Annotated in this window: 13 protein-coding genes and 1 riboswitch; of the genes, 10 read left to right on the forward strand and 3 right to left on the reverse strand. The window is 57.4% G+C overall.

Annotated elements, in window-relative coordinates:
* Positions 1–278 precede the first annotated feature (278 nt).
* From UH5x_RS07050 to UH5x_RS07070, 5 genes are all read left to right on the forward strand, one after another.
* On the forward strand, positions 279–1,229 hold the full coding sequence (locus UH5x_RS07050) for a DoxX family protein (protein WP_482635206.1): 951 nt from the start codon (positions 279–281) through the stop codon (positions 1,227–1,229).
* A gap of 16 nt (positions 1,230–1,245) precedes the next feature.
* Positions 1,246–3,087 (forward strand): Gfo/Idh/MocA family protein, encoded by a 1,842-nt coding sequence (locus UH5x_RS07055; RefSeq protein WP_047813528.1) that lies wholly within the window; start codon positions 1,246–1,248, stop codon positions 3,085–3,087.
* A gap of 831 nt (positions 3,088–3,918) precedes the next feature.
* Positions 3,919–5,052: an IS110 family RNA-guided transposase gene (locus tag UH5x_RS07060; protein ID WP_482633045.1), complete on the forward strand. Its 1,134-nt coding sequence runs from the start codon at positions 3,919–3,921 to the stop codon at positions 5,050–5,052.
* A 613-nt stretch (positions 5,053–5,665) separates the two neighbouring features.
* On the forward strand, positions 5,666–6,796 hold the full coding sequence (locus UH5x_RS07065; RefSeq protein WP_482635207.1) for a sialidase family protein: 1,131 nt from the start codon (positions 5,666–5,668) through the stop codon (positions 6,794–6,796).
* A 237-nt stretch (positions 6,797–7,033) separates the two neighbouring features.
* The gene (locus UH5x_RS07070) at positions 7,034–8,602 is read left to right on the forward strand and encodes a sulfatase family protein (protein ID WP_482635208.1); all 1,569 of its coding nucleotides are present in this window, start codon (positions 7,034–7,036) and stop codon (positions 8,600–8,602) included.
* 11 nt (positions 8,603–8,613) lie between these two features.
* Here UH5x_RS07070 and ilvA read toward each other — a convergent pair whose 3' ends face one another.
* The 3 genes from ilvA to lepB are packed head-to-tail and all read right to left on the reverse strand — an operon-like array spanning position 8,614 to position 12,877.
* The gene (gene ilvA / locus UH5x_RS07075) at positions 8,614–9,861 is read right to left on the reverse strand and encodes a threonine ammonia-lyase (RefSeq protein ID WP_482635209.1); all 1,248 of its coding nucleotides are present in this window, start codon (positions 9,859–9,861) and stop codon (positions 8,614–8,616) included.
* A 19-nt stretch (positions 9,862–9,880) separates the two neighbouring features.
* Entirely contained in the window at positions 9,881–10,828 is a 948-nt protein-coding gene (gene lptB / locus UH5x_RS07080) for an LPS export ABC transporter ATP-binding protein (RefSeq protein ID WP_482635210.1), read from the reverse strand.
* Positions 10,829–10,849: 21 nt separating this feature from the next.
* On the reverse strand, positions 10,850–12,877 hold the full coding sequence (lepB, locus tag UH5x_RS07085) for a signal peptidase I (protein ID WP_482635211.1): 2,028 nt from the start codon (positions 12,875–12,877) through the stop codon (positions 10,850–10,852).
* Between the two features lie 216 nt (positions 12,878–13,093).
* Between lepB and UH5x_RS07090 the strand changes: the two genes are divergently transcribed.
* The 5 genes from UH5x_RS07090 (at position 13,094) to cpaB (ending at position 18,871) form a co-directional block, all read left to right on the forward strand.
* On the forward strand, positions 13,094–14,419 hold the full coding sequence (locus UH5x_RS07090) for a hypothetical protein (RefSeq protein ID WP_482635212.1): 1,326 nt from the start codon (positions 13,094–13,096) through the stop codon (positions 14,417–14,419).
* 69 nt (positions 14,420–14,488) lie between these two features.
* Positions 14,489–15,697 carry a DinB family protein gene (locus tag UH5x_RS07095; protein ID WP_482635213.1) on the forward strand — a complete coding sequence of 403 codons (1,209 nt, stop codon included), beginning with the start codon at positions 14,489–14,491 and terminating at the stop codon, positions 15,695–15,697.
* Positions 15,698–15,990: 293 nt separating this feature from the next.
* A riboswitch (cyclic di-GMP riboswitch) is annotated at positions 15,991–16,101 on the forward strand.
* 179 nt (positions 16,102–16,280) lie between these two features.
* Positions 16,281–16,460, forward strand: coding sequence for a Flp family type IVb pilin (locus UH5x_RS07100; RefSeq protein WP_007326629.1), 180 nt, complete (start codon positions 16,281–16,283; stop codon positions 16,458–16,460).
* 448 nt (positions 16,461–16,908) lie between these two features.
* Entirely contained in the window at positions 16,909–17,466 is a 558-nt protein-coding gene (locus UH5x_RS07105; protein WP_047813537.1) for an A24 family peptidase, read from the forward strand.
* 280 nt (positions 17,467–17,746) lie between these two features.
* Complete coding sequence (gene cpaB, locus UH5x_RS07110) at positions 17,747–18,871, forward strand: Flp pilus assembly protein CpaB (protein WP_047813596.1); 1,125 nt, start codon at positions 17,747–17,749, stop codon at positions 18,869–18,871.
* Positions 18,872–18,952: the final 81 nt, after the last annotated feature.

Genomic DNA, 18,952 nt, shown 5'->3' on the forward strand with positions numbered 1-18,952 from the left:
ACAGCCAAAAGTCTTCTGATCCAAAGGACTTTGTCGACCCCCACAATCCGGTGCATCCGAGAAAACGGCTTCGTTGAACCGCAGGATTCAGTTGAATCTGTATACACATCGGTTGGCGAATGGTCACCCGGCTGCCATAATGGGCGTTCCCCCTTCACTGGAGGTGCCTTGGTGTGAATTGAACGTGCCTTGAATGTGCCGAATTTGGCATGCGTTTGGTGGCGGCGTTGTCGACCCGGTGCCTTTATTCTCCCTGCCTTTGACGGAGCCCATTCTCGGTGGCCAAGTATTTGCTTTCCCCTTTGCGTTTGGCTGTCGGATGGGGAATCTCACCCCGGCTGCTCGGAACGATCGCGGTGGTCATGCTGACCCTCCTTCGTCTCACCATCGGCTGGCACTTCATCACAGAAGGTGTCGACAAGTATCAAGCTGGAAACTGGTCTGCGAAACCATTTTTTGCCAACGCCCGAGGCCCATTCGCCGGTCATTTCCGCCAAATGGTGTGGGATTACGACGGCACCATGCGATTGGACGTTGACCAAACCAAAGTCAACTGGGCTTACTACCGCGACCAAATCTCGGGCCACTACGGGTTCGATGAAAAACAGGCCGCTGAGGCTCAGAACAACTACAAAAAAGCGGTTGATCAGTACGAAATCGTGCTGCAACTCAACGCCAATGAAGTTCAGGAGTTTCAATTGGGGCTGGATCGAGTCGCAGAACTCGATGGGAATTCGGTCGCATCGGGGGTCAGCTCCCTGAGTGGTCAACGCGAGAGCGTTCGAAAAGAGTTGTCCCAAAAGATCGCCCCGGTCTTCGATCAGATCGATGCAATTTGGGAAAACTACGAAACTGCACAAAACAAGGTCGCCTCGCCGGAACAACTGCTCACCCATAGTGCGTACAAACTGACGCGTCCGCGTTTGCAAATGATGGACACCAGTGTGATCGATACGATGGTGCCGTACTTCGACATGATCGTTGGTTGGTGTCTGTTGCTCGGGTTGTTCACCCCCGTGGCCGCGTTAGCCGCCGCGTGTTTTCTCGGTTCAGTCTTTCTAAGCCAGTATCCACCCGTGACCGGGCCAGGGTCGAGCAATTATCAGCTGATTGAAGGTCTGGCCTGTTTGGTGCTTGCCGCCACCGGCGCTGGCCGTTTCGCCGGCCTCGATTTCTTTCTGCATCTCATTATTCGAAAATTCAACGGCGATGACGCCGCAACTGCGTGACCGGGAGTCTTAGCAAATGGTAGACAAGCTCAACGCCGATCAAAAAGAAGTCGGCTCACACAATTACTATTCCGCCGTCGGCAGTTACTACGATGTCAATCGTCGTGACTTCCTGCGTGGCATCGTCGCCGCCGGTGCCGTCAGTGGTGCTGGCCTGGGAGCCGCTTACTTCGGCTATGGCAAAGTCACCGACCCGGTCCGCGTCGCGGTCATCGGAACCGGTGACGAAGGCAACGTCTTGATTGGAGGTTGCAACCCCGAGTACGTGGACGTCAAAGCGATCTGCGACATTCGTCCATTCAGCCAGTTTCGTGCGTTCCACGGTGACTGGTCTTCTTCATCGGCTTTGAAACGTCGTCCAGGCTTGATCAGCGTCGCTGGTTACAAAGACGAAGCGGAAGCTCGCAAGAACGTCAAGGTTTACGACGGATCCAACGGCGGCATCATGGCCTGCCTCGATGACCCCGATATCGAAGCGGTGATCATTGCCTTGCCACTTTGGCTGCACGCTCCCGTTGCCGCTCAAGCCATGGAACGTGGCCTGCACGTGCTGACCGAAAAACTGATGGCCCACAATGTGGCTCAGTGCAAGGTCATGTCGCGAATGGCTGGCAGCATGGAAGACAAGAACGGCAACCCGCTGCACTTGGCGACCGGTCACCAACGTCACTACAACGTGAAGTACCAAGACGCGATCAACCTGATCCGCTGGGGCTTGCTCGGACAACTGCACCACATTCGTGCTCAGTGGCACCGTAGCAACGTCCCCGGTGCCGACAGCTGGTCGATGCCAATCCCTGGCGGCGAGATGGTCAACGGCAAAAACTTTGACAAGATCGCGAAGGACATCGAGTACCGCAAGAAAAAGCTGGCGGAAACGACTGACCCTGACGAAATGATTCGTCTGCAGATGGAAATTGATCAGTGGACGGCTTGGGACGCTGACAAGAACGTTGACCCCAAGGAATTCGGCTACGAAGGCTTCTCGGTCGGCGATCAAACCTTCAGTGCGATGGAAGAACTTCACCGCTGGCGGTTGTTCAATCGCACCGGGGCTGGCCTGATGGCCGAACTGGGAAGTCACCAGCTCGACGCCGTCAGCATCTTCCTCAGCTCGTTGCGTGATGACAAGAAGAAGGTCCACCCACTGAGCGTCCACGCAGTTGGCGGACGCCACATCATGCCGGTGGATCGGGAAGTCGGTGACCACGTCTACTGCATGTTCGAGTTCCCTGGACCAGAATACAGCAGCACCTTCGACGTCGGTTACTACGACCGTGTCGAGCGTTACCCCAACCCCGACAGCCCCGGAAACGGTCCGGTCGCCGGATACGATACCGATCCAAACAAGAAGGTCGTCGTGACCTACTCGTCGATCAACGGCAACGGCTTCGGTGGCTGGGGCGAAGTCGTCATGGGCACCAAGGGAACGTTGATCCTGGACAAGGAAACCGACGTTTACTTGTACCGCAACAGCGACACCAGCAGCAAAGCCGGCGTCGTCAAGAAGGACGCCGGATTCGCCTTGGACACCTCGGCCAGCGGCGACTTTGCTGCACCGGTTGCCCAAGCCGCTTCGTCCGGCCCAGTCAGCCGTGGCTACCGCGAAGAGATTGAGCACTGGGCCTACTGCATCCGCAACCCAGACGGGGAAAACAAACCTCGCTGCTACCCCGAAGTCGCGATGGGCGACGCGGTCATCGCTCTGGGAACCAATGTCGCTCTGAAACGTTCAGCCAAGGGCGAAAGCGGTTACCTGCAGTTCAAGGAAGAGTGGTTCGACATCGACAACGATGCGACCCCGGACGACAGCGACATCGCGACGGAAACCGAATTCATGAAGAAACCTGTGGCATAGCTCCCAGCAAATTCCCAATGACGAACAACACGGCGGCCATTCGGTCGCCGTGTTTTTTCATGGAAACTCGACACACAAAGCCCCCCGTACGATGGCCTTCCAAGGCCGTCGATATGGAAACCCGACGCGCCAGCGAGGCCCACGCGGCATGCCCTACGCCGGCCCCATCCGGGGCGGTCTTTTGTTTTTCGTGATCGGTCTCGGGGCTTCCGCCCCGAGCTAAGCAAGCCGGCCCCATCCGGGGCGAAAATTGCGGCCGAAAACCAAACCTCGGGTTGAAAACCCGAGGCTGACAACTGCCACCGCTCCGCGGTTATTGGATCCCCCGAACACACCCAGTCGCGGAGCGACGAAAGCCGGAAGCCTTTGGTTTTCAACCCAAGGTCATACGCCAACGACACAAGCCCCCAAGTCGCGGAGCGACGACAGTTGTTTGCCGCCCCCTCGCGCGCGATCCCCCGACTCGCATTCCCGTGCAATGACCTTCCAAGGCCGCCGAAATAGAAACCCGACGTGCCAGCGAGGCCCACGCGGCATGCCCTACGCCGGCCCCATCCGGGGCGGTCTCTTGTTTTTCGTGATCGGTCTCGGGGCTTCCGCCCCGAGCTATGCAAGTCGGCCCCGTCCGGGGCGAAAATTGCGGCCGAAAACCAAACCTCGGGTTGAAAACCCGAGGCTGACAACTGCCACCGCTCCGCGGTTATTCGATCCCCCGAACACACCCAGTCGCGGAGAAACTATGGAGGGGGCAAGTCAGAGTGGAAAAGATTTGGCACACTCGTTGGGACGTTTAATAGCTTTTGAAACAATCCACAACGAGGTACCAAATCCATGTCCAAGTCTATCATGATTGGCTGCGACCTTCACGACCGCAGCATGCTCCTTCGCTACGCCGTCGGCACGCAAGTGCCCCAGCAACTTGCCCACGAAAACAATCCATCGGGACGCCGAAACATGATCGCGCGGATCAAACGGCTCGCTGACAAAGAGCGGTGCCAGCGGATTGTCTTTGCATACGAAGCCTCCGGGCTCGGGTTCGGGCTCTCCGACGAACTGCACGAAGCGGGCATCGAATGCTACGTCCTTTCGCCATCACTGTTGCCCACCACCCCGAAGTCCGCCAAGCTCAAGACGGATGCCAAGGACGCTCAAATGCTATTGGAACAAGTCCGTGGTCACGTCTTAGCCGGTAATTCGCTGCCGGTCGTCTGGACGCCACCCCAGCGACTTCGTGATGACCGGGAGCTCGTCCGGGCTCGGATCGACGTCGGCGACGAGCTGACTCGCGTCAAACTGAAAATCCTCTCGGGGCTGAAGCGACGCGGCATCACCAAGCCGTCGTGGTATCAAACCCACTGGACCAAGCGATTCGTTCGCTGGCTGCGAGAAGACGTGATCGCTCAGATGGACTCGGTCGTCGCCGCGACGTTCGAGCGACTAGCGGATCGTTACGAAGCGTTCCGTCAGGAACAGACCAAGCTCGACAGCGCGTTGCGAAAACTATCGGGCGAATCGCGTTACGCCGCTGCTCACAAAAGGCTGCGTGAGATCCCTGGTGTTGGGCTGTTGACGGCGATGACGTTCCTGACCGAGATGGGTGACCTGACGCGGTTCAGCAATCGCCGGCAAGTTGGTGCGTATTTGGGGCTGGTTCCTTCGAGTCATGAAAGTGGAGAGAGTGACAATCGCAAAGGCCGAATCACGCGTCAGGGGCCTGCCAGACTTCGCAAATTGCTCTGTCAAGCGGCTTGGGTATCGATCTCGCGGAGTGAGTCAGCGGCGAAGGACTACCATCGCATCAAACAGGGCCAAAGCAAACGAACCAAGAAAGCACTCGTGGCGATGATGCGGAAGCTCGGGGTGGTGATGTGGCATCGTGCCTTGGAGTGCGGTGTGTCGAGCGAACTACTCGGGCGGAGCGGCCCAGTTGATCTTCAAGAGGCTTCGAGGATGCAAGCTGCCTAGAAGAGAGAACGACCACCGTGCGATGCCACTGAATCCGCAATTGAAGTTGAACCACATCCAACAACCGAACCGTCACCTGCTAGGAGAGGAATTTTCGTCACAGGGTTGATGCTTGAAGTCTTTTGAAGAGATTCCCGCATTGGCCAAGAGTCCTTCGAGAGTCGCGATCGAATCGTCGCTGGGTCCTCCCCGTCGCGGAGAATGATCCGGCTCTCACTTGAATCACCCGCTTTGCGAAGCGAACTCGTTTACTGATCTGACGGCAATCCTGTCACGATCGAATAGCAGCTTGCGATGCAGATCGGAATCTCCCAGCGAGATCCAAAATTCACCCTTGACGAAAAAACCTACATAGCAGCGACGGAAGCCGGAAGCCTTGGGTTTTCAACCCAAGGTCATACGCCAACGACACAAGCCCCCAAGTCGCGGAGCGACGACAGTTGTTTGCCGCCCCCTCGCCGCGCGATCCCCCGGCTCGCATTCCCGTGCAATGACCTTCCAAGGCCGTTCACTCAGCTCGCCAAAACTCCTCGTCAAACACAGCAAACCGAAAGCCGAGAAGATAAACTGGACGCGAAGTCCCTCCCCATCCCCTCACCCGATGCCCCACCTCATGAACCGAATCATCCCCCTGACGGTTTTCTTCGCTCTCTCAACGCTTGGCATTCTCAGAGCAGAAGCCCCCGCGTTCTTGGATCCGCCGCAATACATCGGTCCCCCTCAAGCAGTCCAGGAGGTGAGCAACCGGGCCTTCGCTGGAATCTCCAGTCTCGCCGTTTCCAACAAAGGCAGACTTTGGGCGACTTGGTATGCCGGCAAAACACCAAGCGAGGACGCAAACAATTACGTCGTCCTCAGCACCAGCGGCGATGGCGGGGAGACTTGGAAGGAAGTGCTCGTCGTCGATCCAGACGAAGACGGTCCGGTTCGCGCCTACGATCCCGAACTCTGGGTCGCTCCGGACGGAAAACTGAGGCTCGTCTGGGCACAGGCGGTGGGACACTTGGGGACCGTCGCAGGAGTTTGGTTCTTGAAAATCGAAGATCCGAATGTGGAGCAACCGATCCACGGAAAAGCCAAGCGAGTCACCGATGGGATCATGATGTGCAAACCGCTGGTTCTCTCAACCGGCGAATGGGCGCTGCCCGCGTCGACGTGGCGTGAGACCGACGAAAGCGCACGCATGATCGTTTCGGATGACCAGGGGAAAACGTGGTCGCGACGCGGCGGTTGCAATGTCCCCCAGGACGCTCGTGCCTTCGATGAACACATGTTGGTGGAACGAAATGACGGATCAATTTGGTTGCTTGCCCGCACAAAGTATGGGATCGGCGAAAGCGTCTCCACCGACCGAGGAAAGACCTGGCCTGAACTGACCCCATCGAAGATCTCGCACCCCAGCGCACGCTTTTTCATCCGAAGACTCGCTTCAGGAAATCTCCTGCTGGTCAAACACGGCCCCATCGAAAGAAGAACCGGTCGCTCGCACCTGATGGCCTTCGTGTCCACCGATGACGGCAAAACCTGGGGGGGTGGACTGATGCTCGACGAGCGAGCGGGGGTCTCTTACCCCGACGGGCAACAAGGTCCGGACGGTGTGATCCACATCACCTACGACTACAACCGCACCAAAGACCGGCACATTCTCCTGGCCAGTTTTCGAGAGGAAGATGTCGCGGCGGGAAAAGCCGTCACGGACTCTGTGAAATTGCGTCAACTGATCAGCAACGCGTCTGGCAAGTAGTTCAGCGGGCCTGTCACAGCGAGCCCACGAAGCTAGGTGTGGCGTAACCCACTGGATTTCAAAAACGATTTGCGACATGGCGGCCTCAGGCCGCCGTTTTTTTGGACACTCCGACAACGGGCTGCTTCGGGGTTCCATCGGTGGTCGCTAGGATTGAGCAAGGAACGACGCTGTCCGACCGGCGTTCGCTCTGCTGATCAATCCAGCCTCACGACAAGCTACTCGAGAATTTGAAACATGCCTTCAACACGTCGCCTGTGCGTCCTCGCCGTCGCGCGAACCCGCATCACAATTCTCTCAGCGGTGTTGGTCTGCCTGAGCTCCGTGCTGACCAGCCCAACCGGCACAGCGGACCAGCCACCCAATGTCTTGATCATCTATGCCGATGACCTCGGCTACGGGGACCTGTCCTCCTACAACGAAAACTGCGCCTACGAAACGCCCCACTTGGATCAACTGGCTTCTCAGGGCGTTCGCTTCACAGACGCGCACAGCCCTTCGACCATCTGCTCACCGTCTCGCTATGGGTTGATGAGCGGTCAATGCGTCTTCCGGACGGGACGCCGAACGACTGCGTTCGAAGGAGCCAGCGGGCCGAGCTACTTGCGGCCCGATGATTTGACGATCGCAGAGATGCTTCAGCAGGCCGGCTACAAAACCGCCATCTTTGGCAAGTGGCACCTCGGGCTGACTTGGTACGGCAGCGACGGCAAACAACTGCGAGGTGGTTTCAAAGATGTCACGAAAATTGACTACGAGCGAAGCACGCCGCTGATCGACGGCCCCAACAACCAAGGCTTCGATGAGTCATTCGTGACTCCCAATTGCCCCACCACCGACCCGCTGTACCTGTACATCGAAAATGGCATGGTCCCCGTGCCAGCCAACCAACGTCACAAAAGCGATACGCTTCCTAACCCTGGCGGCAAGTGGCGATGGGACAACGACGAAGGCTGGAAAGCCCCCGGCTACAAGTTTGTCGACGCCGACATTCTGTTTTTCGACAAGACACGAGAGTTTCTCGACCGCCACGTTCAAGAGTCACCTGACCAACCGTTCTTCGCAGTGGTCTCCACCCAAATTGCTCACGCCCCGGTGCTCCCTGCCAACCAACACTCGGGATCCACGCAAGCCGGCGCTCGCGGCGACTTTGTTTGCGAACTCGATTCGCTCACTGGTGATCTGCTCGATCACTTGAAGGAACTGGGAGTGGACGACAACACACTGGTGATCTTCAACTCCGACAACGGACCGGAAACGATGCACACCGTTTGGATGCGTGAGGATCACCAACATGATGCCGCCGGCGGTTGGCGCGGAATGAAACGCGACGGCTGGGAAGGCGGCCACCGCGTCCCCATGATGATGAAGTGGTCCGGACACATCGCACCCGGTCGCGTTTCGGACCAACTGATCAACACGACCGACATTTTCAAAACACTGGCAGCCGTTGCGGACGTTGATCTGCCCGAGAACGTTGCCCTGGACAGTTTCAACATGCTGCCGGAAATGCTGGGGCAAGTGCCCGAGGGCGAGTCCATCCGACCTCACATGATCACCCAAAGTTTTCGCGGTGAGTTTCAACTGCGGGTCGGCGACTGGAAGTACTTGGACCACGCGGGCTCTGGCGGCAACAACTACAACGATCGCGTGCTTCAACCGTATGCAAAGAAGGAAGCTGAAACCGACTCCCCGGGCCAGCTTTACAATCTAAAGCAAGACCCGATGGAAACAGTGAACCTTTACGAACAAGAAGCCGCGAAACGAAAAGAGATGCAGGCGTTGCTGAAGTCGATCGTCGAGTAGAAACGGACGGCCTACACCAACAGTTCGAACAGCATGCGTTGCTCGTTGACGACTTGGTATTCGATGTTGCTGGCCGTCAGGCGGTCCAGCAATCCTTGGTAGTCATCGCGGTGGGCGACTTGCAATCCGACCAAGGCCGGTCCAGTTTCGCGGTTGTGCTTTCGGGTGTATTCGAAGTGCGTGATGTCATCGGTTGGCCCGAGCACATTGTTGAGGAACTCACGCAAAGCTCCGGCACGCTGCGGGAACTTGATGATGAAGTAGTGCTGCAGCCCTTCGTACAACATCGCTCGGTCGCGAATCTCTTCGGTGCGAGTGATGTCGTTGTTGCTGCCACCAACCACACACACGACGGTCTTGCCCCGAATCTCGTCGGCCAACTGTTCGAGCGCCGCAATCGAAAGAGCCCCCGCGGGCTCGACGACCAGGCCCTCGTCGTTGTAAAGCTGCAACATCACGCTGCAGACTTTGCCCTCGGGAACGAGGACCATTTCGTCAATGACGTGCTGAGCAATTTGAAAGTTTAGATCGCCGACCCGCCGGACCGCAGCACCGTCGACGAAGCTATCAATCTTGTCGAGCGTGACGACCTTGCCTTCGCGAAGACTGTCATGCATCGCCGGTGCGCCCGTTGGCTCCACTCCGATGATCTTGGTTTGGGGTGAGAGTTGCTTGAAGATGCTTCCCAAACCGGAGATCAAACCGCCGCCACCGACTGCGACCAGCACGATGTCAATTGGCTCAGGATGATCTTCCAAAATTTCGGCACCGACCGTGCCTTGGCCTTCGATGATGGCGGGATCATCAAAGGGCGGAATGTATGTCAGCCCTTTCTCAGCGGCGCGGTGGGCCTCTGCGGCCGCATCGTCAAACGTGTCCCCGATGAGAATGATCTCCACATGCTCTTGACCGAACAGTTTGACCTTCTCGACCTTCTGCTTGGGCGTCACCGCAGGCATGAAGACTCGGCCTTGAATCTCCATCGAACGACAGGCGTACGCGAAACCTTGCGCGTGGTTGCCGGCGCTGGCACAAACCACCCCAGCGGCCCGTTGCTCGTCGCTGAGCTGCGACATCCGGTTGTACGCCCCACGAATTTTGTAGCTGCGGACTTCTTGCAAGTCCTCGCGTTTGAGCAGAATCTCAGCGTCATAGAGCGCCGAGAGACGGGCATTTCGCATCAGAGGTGTGTGGCGAACCACGCCAGCGATTCGCTGGCGAGCCGCCTGGATTTTGTCGGCGGCGATCATAGGAGACATGGTGCTAATCAGGTGGTTGTCAGACGTCCGTCACGCGACGCCGAGGCACTTGGCGGCGTGTCGGTGCGGCGGCAGACTGAGCCGAGGACGGAGCTGGGGGAGTGGGTTGAGAATGAGCAGGGTCAATTCGAAACTGATTTTCGGCAGGCGGACCTGTTGGACCACCGGCGGCCGCGTCGAGGTCACCCAAATATTCCTCGCGGACCTTGGGGTGCCGTTTGACTTCATCTGGCGTGCCATCGATCAAGACTTGGCCTTGGTAGATCACATAGCAGCGATCCACGGTGGTCAAAATCTCACGGGCCGCATGGTCGGTGATCAACACGCTGATCCCGGAATCACGAAGCTGCTGAATCACACCTTGAATCGATTGCACGGTGACCGGATCAATCCCAGCGAAAGGCTCATCGAGCATCACGATTCGTGGATTGGAAACCAAGCAACGAGCGATCTCCAGTCGGCGACGTTCACCGCCGGAGAGTCCGGCCGCTCGACTCTTTCGAATGTGCGTGATGTTGAACTCTTCGAGCAATTCATTGGTGCGTTCTTTGCGTTGCTTGCGGTCCACGCCCAGCAACTCGAACAACGCCGAGATGTTTTGCTCCACGGTCAGCTTCTTGAAAACACTGGGTTCCTGAGGCAAGTACCCCATTTGGCCGTCGCGAGCACGCCGGAACATCGGCCAATCGGTCACGTCTTGGCCACCCAAGTACACGCGGCCCTGGTCGGGCTGGACAAGCCCACAGATCATTCGAAAGCTAGTCGATTTCCCGGCGCCATTGGGCCCCAGCAAACCCACAATCTCGGCTTCACCGACGTGCAGGTTCACTCCATCGACGACGCGACGTCGACCATAGGTTTTCTGCAAACCGACCGCTTCGAGAACAGGCTCGCTCGACTGGCGTTCCGCATGGGATCCCAGCGGTGATTCGGTGGGAAAGGATGTGGGGGTAAATTCGTCACTCATGATTCGATTCCTTTCAGTGAATCACTTGATTCGTTGCATCCGGTCCAGGTTGGGCCAAAACGGCAACGGCGACTTCCACGGGTGCGGCCAAAACACCAGCAATGCCTTGCCAACCAACAGGTCTCGCGGAACATACGAAACGTCCGCGAATTTGTAGGCGTCTTTGTCGGGACTGGCGTAATTTCCGAGTCGTGTTTTCTTACCGGCCCAGCAACGTGCGTCCAAACTCTCGGGACTGTTGTCGCCCATCGGGAAGAATTGGTCTTCTTCCATCCGGAAGGAAACCGCGCGGCGACTTTGCCAACCGGGGAAATCAGCCCAGATCGTTGGCTCGCCCATCAGCAGTTGAATGTCGCGGACAATTTCGTCCGGTCGAGCCCCGGCACCGACGAAGCGACGCAAGGCTCCCATGTCATAGTCAAGCATGCCATCGTCACTGGTGTCGACCGCGATGTAATACTTGTCACGGTGGATGGTCCACTGGCTCAACGTGGCCGAGCCGCCGGTCACAGCAACCGCAATCGGGGCAGCATCCAATGGATTCCCCGGACCGTCAAATCGTGGCTGGTTTTCTTCGCGTGGGACAATGGAATTGAAATCGAACGTGGTCGGCGATTGGAACGCCACCAAACCACCGTCGATCCACAACCTCAGTTCATCATCCGCGTTGCTGAATCGGAAGTCATGTTGCTGACCGGCCCGAACTGCGGTTTCTGCGATCGGATGCAGATTGCTGTCACCGTCAAACGCATGTTCCTGACCATCGTCGAGGGTGAGCTTGGCTTCGCCAGTTTGCAGATCGATTTCACAAACATGCCGCACTCCAGCCTCGACAATTTCAAAGCGGAGTTGCTGAGCATCAGCGGAAGTCTCGATGGTCTGGGAAACAATCAGATCGCCGACCCAGTGAACGCCTCCTGAACCGTGGTAGGAACCACCGTACTGAACCGTTCCTCGGAACTGAGCCAAGTCGCCGCCGGACTCATAGCTGCTTCGAAACACACCTGCAGTGCGGGTTTGCCCCAGCATGCGTTTGAGACGCGAGACGCCGACCGGGGAAGGTTTGACATCGTAGACTCGATCCGATGCAACGTTCAGATACGAGTCATAGGCGTAGAAATCCGTGATCAACCTTCCGGTTTGTGGATCCACGTCCGCCAAGGACTCGCCATTGATCGCGGCTCGCCACTGTTGCTCATCCGGGAAATGGTGGTAATAGCGAAGCCACTTCGTTTCACCCTCCGCAGCCTCGACCGTCGCGGTCATTCCTTCCGCGGTCTCAGTCACCTTCCAAGAATCCGTGGGAACCGTATCGATCCCGGGGGACCATGGTTGCAACCTGGAGGGGTAGCCGGCCTCCAACAGAGCCTTGGGTTGATGCTGGCTGTCATAAACAAGGTGACTCATCGCCAGCAGCTTTTCGGGGGGCTTTCGCTGGATCTCGCCGAATTGGGAGGAATCGGTTTCGGAGTTCGATTTTGCGTAAACATCCCCATACTGAATCGACACCGTCTCTTCAGGCAAACCGACCAAGCGTTTGATGTAGTTTTGCTTGGGGTTCACCGGAACCTTGAAGACGATCACGTCCCATCGCTTGGGCTCTTTCAACGTGTACGCGAATTTACTGACCAGAATCCGGTCGCCGCTGAAGGTTTGCTCATTCGCATCATTGGCCAAATCCAATGCGTTCACGTGCCGACAATTCGGGCAGATCCCGCCCACCACGACTTTCTGAAGCGCGGGCGTGCGGTTTTCCAAACTCGCCCCGATTGGGAACTGCTGCCCACATTCGTCGCAGAACACATCTTTGTGAGCCCCCATCAGAGCGGGAGCCATTGATCCGGTTGGGATCACGAAGGCTTCCGCGATGAACGCACGGAACAACAGTGCCAAGATGAAGGCAACCGCGAAGGCTTCCACCGTTTCGCGTCCGGCCTGCAACCGGAACACAGCGGCACGCTGTTGAGGAATCGTCATGGCGTCGAAGGCTGACTGAGCCTCCGACACGGAACCGTCGTTGGTGGACTTCGATTCGGTCGATGAATTCATGTTGCTGGAAAAACGGGGAATTTTGCGAATGACGCAGTCTAGCGAAAGATCGGCTCGACCGGACCATCGGTTTTTTTCGTCCAAACCGGTGCAATCCCGCCAATGCAGTCGGGACGATGTCTGCTGATTCCAATGCAAACTCTGACCGATCCCGTCTGATAGAGGACACTGCAATACTCTTCCACGGACGGGAGGGGGCCTCTGTTCATTCCAGGGATGCTTTCTGCCGTGAAACTTGCGATTCCAGCCGCTCGGTCCCCGGCCCACCGCTGGATTTTACCGTTGATCCTTGGTGTGGCGACCATGGCGGTCCTGTCCGCTCAATCACCCCACGTGAGCGTCATCGATTGGGCAATGCCCACCACCGGCGATCCGCGACCGGCGAGCGAAACGCTTCCCTTGGCCGAAACGACGCTGGCATCGACGGACTCGGACGCTCTTCACTTGGACAGCCCGCTGCCAGAAAGCACCGTTGTTCTGGATGCCATGGCGACGCCGATCGAAACGGGATCGTTCGTCAGCTACACGCGTCAACAAGTGATGCAATGGGCGCACCAGCATTCTCCCGAAGCCAACATGATCGACCAAGAATCTCGGTCGGTGGCCTGCGGAGTGGATTGTGAAGATGAAGCCGCGGTCTGCCAATTGCGGCTGATCCGGTCTGTTCTCGCCGAGATCGCCCTGGGCCGACGCGCCGATGACGCCGCCGATGCAGCCAAGGCCTACGATCGCTTGGTGGCCGCCCAGCTTGGCAAGCGAATCGCTCAGCAAGGGATCGAGGTCCAAAACCGCTTGATCGATTTAGCCAACGAAGCCGATCGATTGGGAGTCCCCGACGGCAATGTTTTGCAACTTCAACAAGCCAAGCTGGTTTGGCAAGACATGGAAATCCAGCAGTCCTTCGCGACCCAAAAGCTCCGACAAGAACTCGCTCGTCGTACCGGCCGGCCTGAATCCGAAGTCGCCGTGGCCGTGACAGTTGATGACTTGCAACCAGCAGCCTCCGCCGGATCGGTTGATGCTGGCACCAGCGTTGGCACCGCCTTGGCCAATCGCAACGACTTGAAGGCGGTCAAGCAATTGTGTGCGGGCATGCGAACCTGCAATTTGTCCTCGGCCAGGCAGCTGATCGGGGCTCTCAGTCCCGGCGCTGGTTTGGCCATCGCATCGGCCACCGGCAAAAGTCTGTTCTCGTGCCTGTCCTCCGATTCCAACGCCAGCGATTTGAACTGCCGCCGTCAACAGTGCTCGCTTCTTCAAGAATCGTTGGCAGAAGTGGTTCGCAATGAAACGTTGCAGGCGGTCCTGGACGTTCGGCTTGCCAACGCACGCCTTGGATTGATCGACCGCCAATTGCAGTGGGCCCAGGAACGACTAGAAGAAACGCAGGCTGCGATCGAATTGGACCAACAACCAGTTGGCTCCGATGACCTGATTCGCTTGGAACTCGAAAAACTTCGCGGCGATCAACTCGCCCGGCAACTCGACGTTTCGTTGGCGATCACAGAGTGGAAACGAGTTCAAGGGATCGTGCTACGATAGCCCTTCACGAACGTTCCACGAATCGTCCGCGCCGACTTCGAACGCGCGGCAACCAGATAGGCCATCGCGATGAATTCGATTTGTTTCTGCATAGGAACCACGACGAAGCTCGTTTTCGCTAGTTTTTTGCTCGCGTTTGTTCCTGCCGCTTGTTTCCCTGCATCCGTGGATGCAGCCGAAGGAGACCCGGTCGCGGTGCGTTTGTGGCCTGGGGGGACCGTGACGGTCGAGTCGCACTGGGGACTGAGCGTCGCGGTTCAAAACGCCCCCGCCTCGCCTGAAGGATCAACGCCAGACCGTGTTTCAGGCACCATTGCGATCCCGGAAACGGACGCAACCGTTTCATTGGGTCAGGCAGGCTCCTACCTTCTCCGCCGCCCAGCCAACCAAGCCAAACCGACCTGGCAATCGGCTGCAATCAGCGACACCGGAACGGGCGACGTTTTCGAGACACCGAATGACATCCGAGTGAATTCGCTCGGCACGAAAGCGGTCCACCTTCAATTGGATGGGGTCCATCTGCTTGTGGCAGGGCCCGACTGCGACGTTCAGACGCTGGAATCCATCGAACACATTGACGCGGTCATCGGATCCAACTTGCAGCGATTCGCGGCAGAAGACGGCAAGTCGTTGCCAACCACGGTTCGAAACTGGATTTCAGTTTCAGCAACCGCTCCTGACTCAGCCAAGGTCCGAACGCAAAACCACAACACGGTCGCCATCTCATCGCAGTCGTCCGAATCCAAGGCGAAGTCTCCAGCGGTTTGGTGGAACGTCTCCACTCAACCTTGGGTGATGCCTGAGGCGATGGACAAAATGTTCGTTGCGATGGAAGAGTCATGCTCCGAGTCCCAAGCCGTCTTCGCCGCTTTGACGGCAGAGCAAATGAACTTCCAACCCGCCAACGGAACGCACACCCCACGCTGGAACGTGGAACACATGATGGGGCGACAGTTGCAGTTCTTCTCGCAGATGTATCACGCAGCCGACGTCGCGATCCCGGTCATGGATCTGAATCCGGCTCAAATGCCGCCGGATTACCGATTCGCCAATCCAAATTGGTCGGGCGCCGAGGAAGCTCGCCAGATGCAACGAGTCAGCGACTTCAGCCGACGGTTTGCGTATTTGCTGGATGGCTATGGCACCGACGACAAAGTCGCCGGCAGTCGCTGGCCAAGCATGGGCGCGTTGCTCAAGCAAATGGAGCGGCACTACAGCGAGCACACCGCCAACACGCAGAAGAAGTTCCAATTGCCTGGTTGGCCATCCAAGAACTGAATCCGCCACCGCTGGGGTTGGCATCAACCGCACCGCGGGGGCTGGTCTTCTAGAGGATCTGGACGCGAAGAACCGGTTTCTCAATCGCGACCGATCCCCTAATCGCTACAACCGGAGCGACCCGGCATCTTGCCCGGCCGTTAAGGTCTGGCCAACCAATCTTTTTTGACACGTCCGTTTTCTGTCGTAGTGTTCGGTAGTGAGAAAGTGAGTTGCCTTGAATGCAATTCACTGCCACGTCGAACAGTCAGAGGTGTGTTGCCTTGGGGTGTTCGACAGGGTCAGCCGAAGTTCCCTGACAAAGGCAAACCGTCCGAGAGGGCGGCACGCAAAACCACGGGTCCGTGAGTCGGCCAATCGCAAACTGCGATTTGGCTTGGCTTCAGGAAAGCCGAGTTGCCGTGGAAAGAACTCATCGCTGTTTCGTTATGAAACACGCATGGGTTTGAACCGAGGCTTGTCAGTTTGATTTCCATTGACGAAGGCTGTTGTCACCTGGGTCGGTTCACATTGGATCGACTAACACCTTGTCGCCGGGTTAACGAGACATAATCGTGGCCCCCGTTTTTGTCTGGAGTTAGATATGAAAAAGTTTGCTGAGAACGTAGTTGCTTTCCTGAAAGAAGAAGACGGACCAACGGCTGTTGAGTACGCCGTCTTGTTGGCTCTGATCATCGTCGTTTGCATCGGTGCTGTGACCACCATCGGTTCCAACGCCAACGCAAAGTTCGGCGAAGCTGGCGCTGCAATCGCTGCCAACTGAGCCTGAACTGGCGGGCCTGTCCCGTCAATTTGGCGACATCCCGAACGGCGACGAGATTCGTCTCGTCGCCTTTCGGAATCGCCCTTCGGGGGAGCCCTGTTGCGAAGACCTTGCGGACTCAGATGAGACGGTCCGACATTGCAAGTTCAATGGAAGTCTTGGCTGCCACTCATTCCACACCTTTCAAATTTGCCCCTGGGCATTGAGCGAATGAACTACCCACTGATTCCTGCAGACGCTGCCGCCCACGTTTGGCAATTGGCCTGCTGTGGCGTGACGTTGCTGTTCGCAATGTTGAGCTGGATGATCGGTCCTCGCTGATCCATTCGATAACGACCGGAATTCACCACCACGTTCACCGCCATCCACACACACCATCCACTTTGAAACCACTAACGGACGACTCGTTGCACGAACGTTTCGGCCGAAGAAACACGGGGAAATCACCATGGACACTCTCCTTCAAGGCATCACCGAAAACTGGACCATTTGGTTCGTGACGGTCGTCCTCATTGTTGCGGCTGTCATCGACGGCATGATTTTGAAAGTCCCAAACTGGTTGACTTTCCCGTTCATCATCTGCGGTTGGGCACACTGTTTCATCCAAGGCGGCATGCCGGGCTTGGGTTACAGTTTGCTTGGCACCTTCGTCGGCATGATGTTGCTGTTGCCACTTCGCAACGTAGGCGGCATGGGAGCCGGCGACGTGAAACTGCTGGCAGGCATCGGTGCCTGGTGCGGTACCACGATCACACTGCAAGCCTTTGCGGCGACTGCAATCGTCGGCGGCATCATGGCTGCGTTCATGATTTGGAAGAGCGGAGCCTGGGTGAAACACTACGCTCAGTTCTGGAAAATCATGAATGAGTGGCGAACGATCCGCAAACCGGAACAGCTTGCCGCGATTGCTCGCGAGCGAAAACCAACGATGTACCTGTTGCCCTACGGCATCCCCATGGCCATCGGGACCATCATCTACTTCGCCGCATCTGGCCAGTTGGTCTGATTCAGATTGAAAGTCGAGGGCCGCATGGATCCCCCATGCGGCCTGTCGTCATTTAAGCCCCAAATGCCGGGCAATTTCTCCCAGACGTTGGAAATCCGAAGCCAAACGGTCCTTTGTCAATCTGTGCCGGTTGCGCAAAGAGACTCGGTTGCCCCAAGTGTGTTTAGCTCCTGAACACTCACACCCGATACCGTGAGTGACGCTTTCATTGCGGGCGATCGAATTTTCGGCCGAATTCAACGCGAGCAGTCCGTCACCTCTGGTTACCCACCCGATTGCCATGCGAAACAAATCAGTCTTCCTCATCCTGGCCTGCGTCTGCGGCACGATCGCCGCAATCGGTGTGAGCCAGTGGATGCAAGCTCAGTCAACGGGTCAAAGTTCGGTAGCGACGGTTGAGATCTTCGTGACTTCCAAGACCATTGATATCGCAGAGGAAATCACGGCGGACAAAATCCGACTCGAACAATGGCCCGCCGACCGCGTCCCAACGGGCGCCAGCGGAAACCTCGAAGACGTCGAAGGAAAATTCGCTCGCCAACGTTTCTACGAGGGCGAACCGGTGATGCCAGTCAAACTGATGGCGGATGCCAATGGTTCCTCCCAAACGATTCCAGTTGGATTCAGCGTGGTGTCGATGCGTGCGGATCCCGAAAGTAGCGTTGCCACCCTGGTTCGCCCTGGCGACCGGGTCGACGTGATGGCGTATTTCATCAAGAGCGAGTTGATCCCCGAGACCACAGCCAAGACCGTTTTGACGGGCGTTCGAGTGTTCGCCGTCGACGGCCGAACCGAACGCGAAGTCGATCCAGAAGTCGAATCCAAACCAGCTCGTTCGATCTCGCTGCTGATTCATAAGAAAGACACACCGGCGTGGACCTATGCCAGCGAACTGGGCAAAATTCGTCTGACACTGGGCAACCCCAGCGATATCAACGAAACCCAAGACGGAGCATCGGGTGGCGGCGCCGGACAAGACTTCTTGCGTTGGCTGTCGGATTATCAAATCGCTCAGGCACAACGCGAAGAAGAGAGCAACCGTGTGGAGACACCGATTGTGACACCTTCCATTCGAGCCCCCAAGAAAGAAAAGAAACGGGGATTCAAGATGTTGAAGATGTCCGGTGGCGTGCTGACGGAATACTGGATTGAAGAAGGATCCAGTGTGCCCAAGGTGCTCGCCGAATCGGGGCGTGACGACTTGGAAGAGACGACCACCGACCTGCGAACTCGCCCGGGGGCAGATTATCCCCTCCCTAGCGAGAACGAACTGGATGAACCCAGTGCACCAACCGATTACAGCTATCTGAATGGGTCACAAAGCCCGTTCTACAACAGCGGACCTTCGGATCGCTCCGAAGCAGATGCCCCGCCGACCAAAGAGTTTGGCCCCACGAGCCGCTGAAGCTCAGGGACCAACGGAACAAGATTCACCACTGACGCTTAGGCAAGCCCGCCACCCAGCGGACTGCCACCCAGCCCGTCG

It is taken from the genome of Rhodopirellula sp. UH5, assembly GCF_056839225.1.

What these genes read in the sequence shown, in the direction of transcription:
- UH5x_RS07055 (WP_047813528.1), top strand. Translation starts at nt 1,246, where the DNA reads ATGGTAGACAAGCTCAACGCCGATCAAAAAGAAGTCGGCTCACACAAT.
- cpaB (WP_047813596.1), top strand. Translation starts at nt 17,747, where the DNA reads ATGCGAAACAAATCAGTCTTCCTCATCCTGGCCTGCGTCTGCGGCACG.
- UH5x_RS07070 (WP_482635208.1), top strand. Translation starts at nt 7,034, where the DNA reads ATGCCTTCAACACGTCGCCTGTGCGTCCTCGCCGTCGCGCGAACCCGC.
- lepB (WP_482635211.1), bottom strand. Translation starts at nt 12,877, where the DNA reads ATGAATTCATCGACCGAATCGAAGTCCACCAACGACGGTTCCGTGTCG.
- UH5x_RS07100 (WP_007326629.1), top strand. Translation starts at nt 16,281, where the DNA reads ATGAAAAAGTTTGCTGAGAACGTAGTTGCTTTCCTGAAAGAAGAAGAC.
- UH5x_RS07060 (WP_482633045.1), top strand. Translation starts at nt 3,919, where the DNA reads ATGTCCAAGTCTATCATGATTGGCTGCGACCTTCACGACCGCAGCATG.
- UH5x_RS07065 (WP_482635207.1), top strand. Translation starts at nt 5,666, where the DNA reads ATGAACCGAATCATCCCCCTGACGGTTTTCTTCGCTCTCTCAACGCTT.
- lptB (WP_482635210.1), bottom strand. Translation starts at nt 10,828, where the DNA reads ATGAGTGACGAATTTACCCCCACATCCTTTCCCACCGAATCACCGCTG.
- UH5x_RS07105 (WP_047813537.1), top strand. Translation starts at nt 16,909, where the DNA reads ATGGACACTCTCCTTCAAGGCATCACCGAAAACTGGACCATTTGGTTC.
- UH5x_RS07095 (WP_482635213.1), top strand. Translation starts at nt 14,489, where the DNA reads ATGAATTCGATTTGTTTCTGCATAGGAACCACGACGAAGCTCGTTTTC.
- UH5x_RS07090 (WP_482635212.1), top strand. Translation starts at nt 13,094, where the DNA reads ATGCTTTCTGCCGTGAAACTTGCGATTCCAGCCGCTCGGTCCCCGGCC.
- ilvA (WP_482635209.1), bottom strand. Translation starts at nt 9,861, where the DNA reads ATGTCTCCTATGATCGCCGCCGACAAAATCCAGGCGGCTCGCCAGCGA.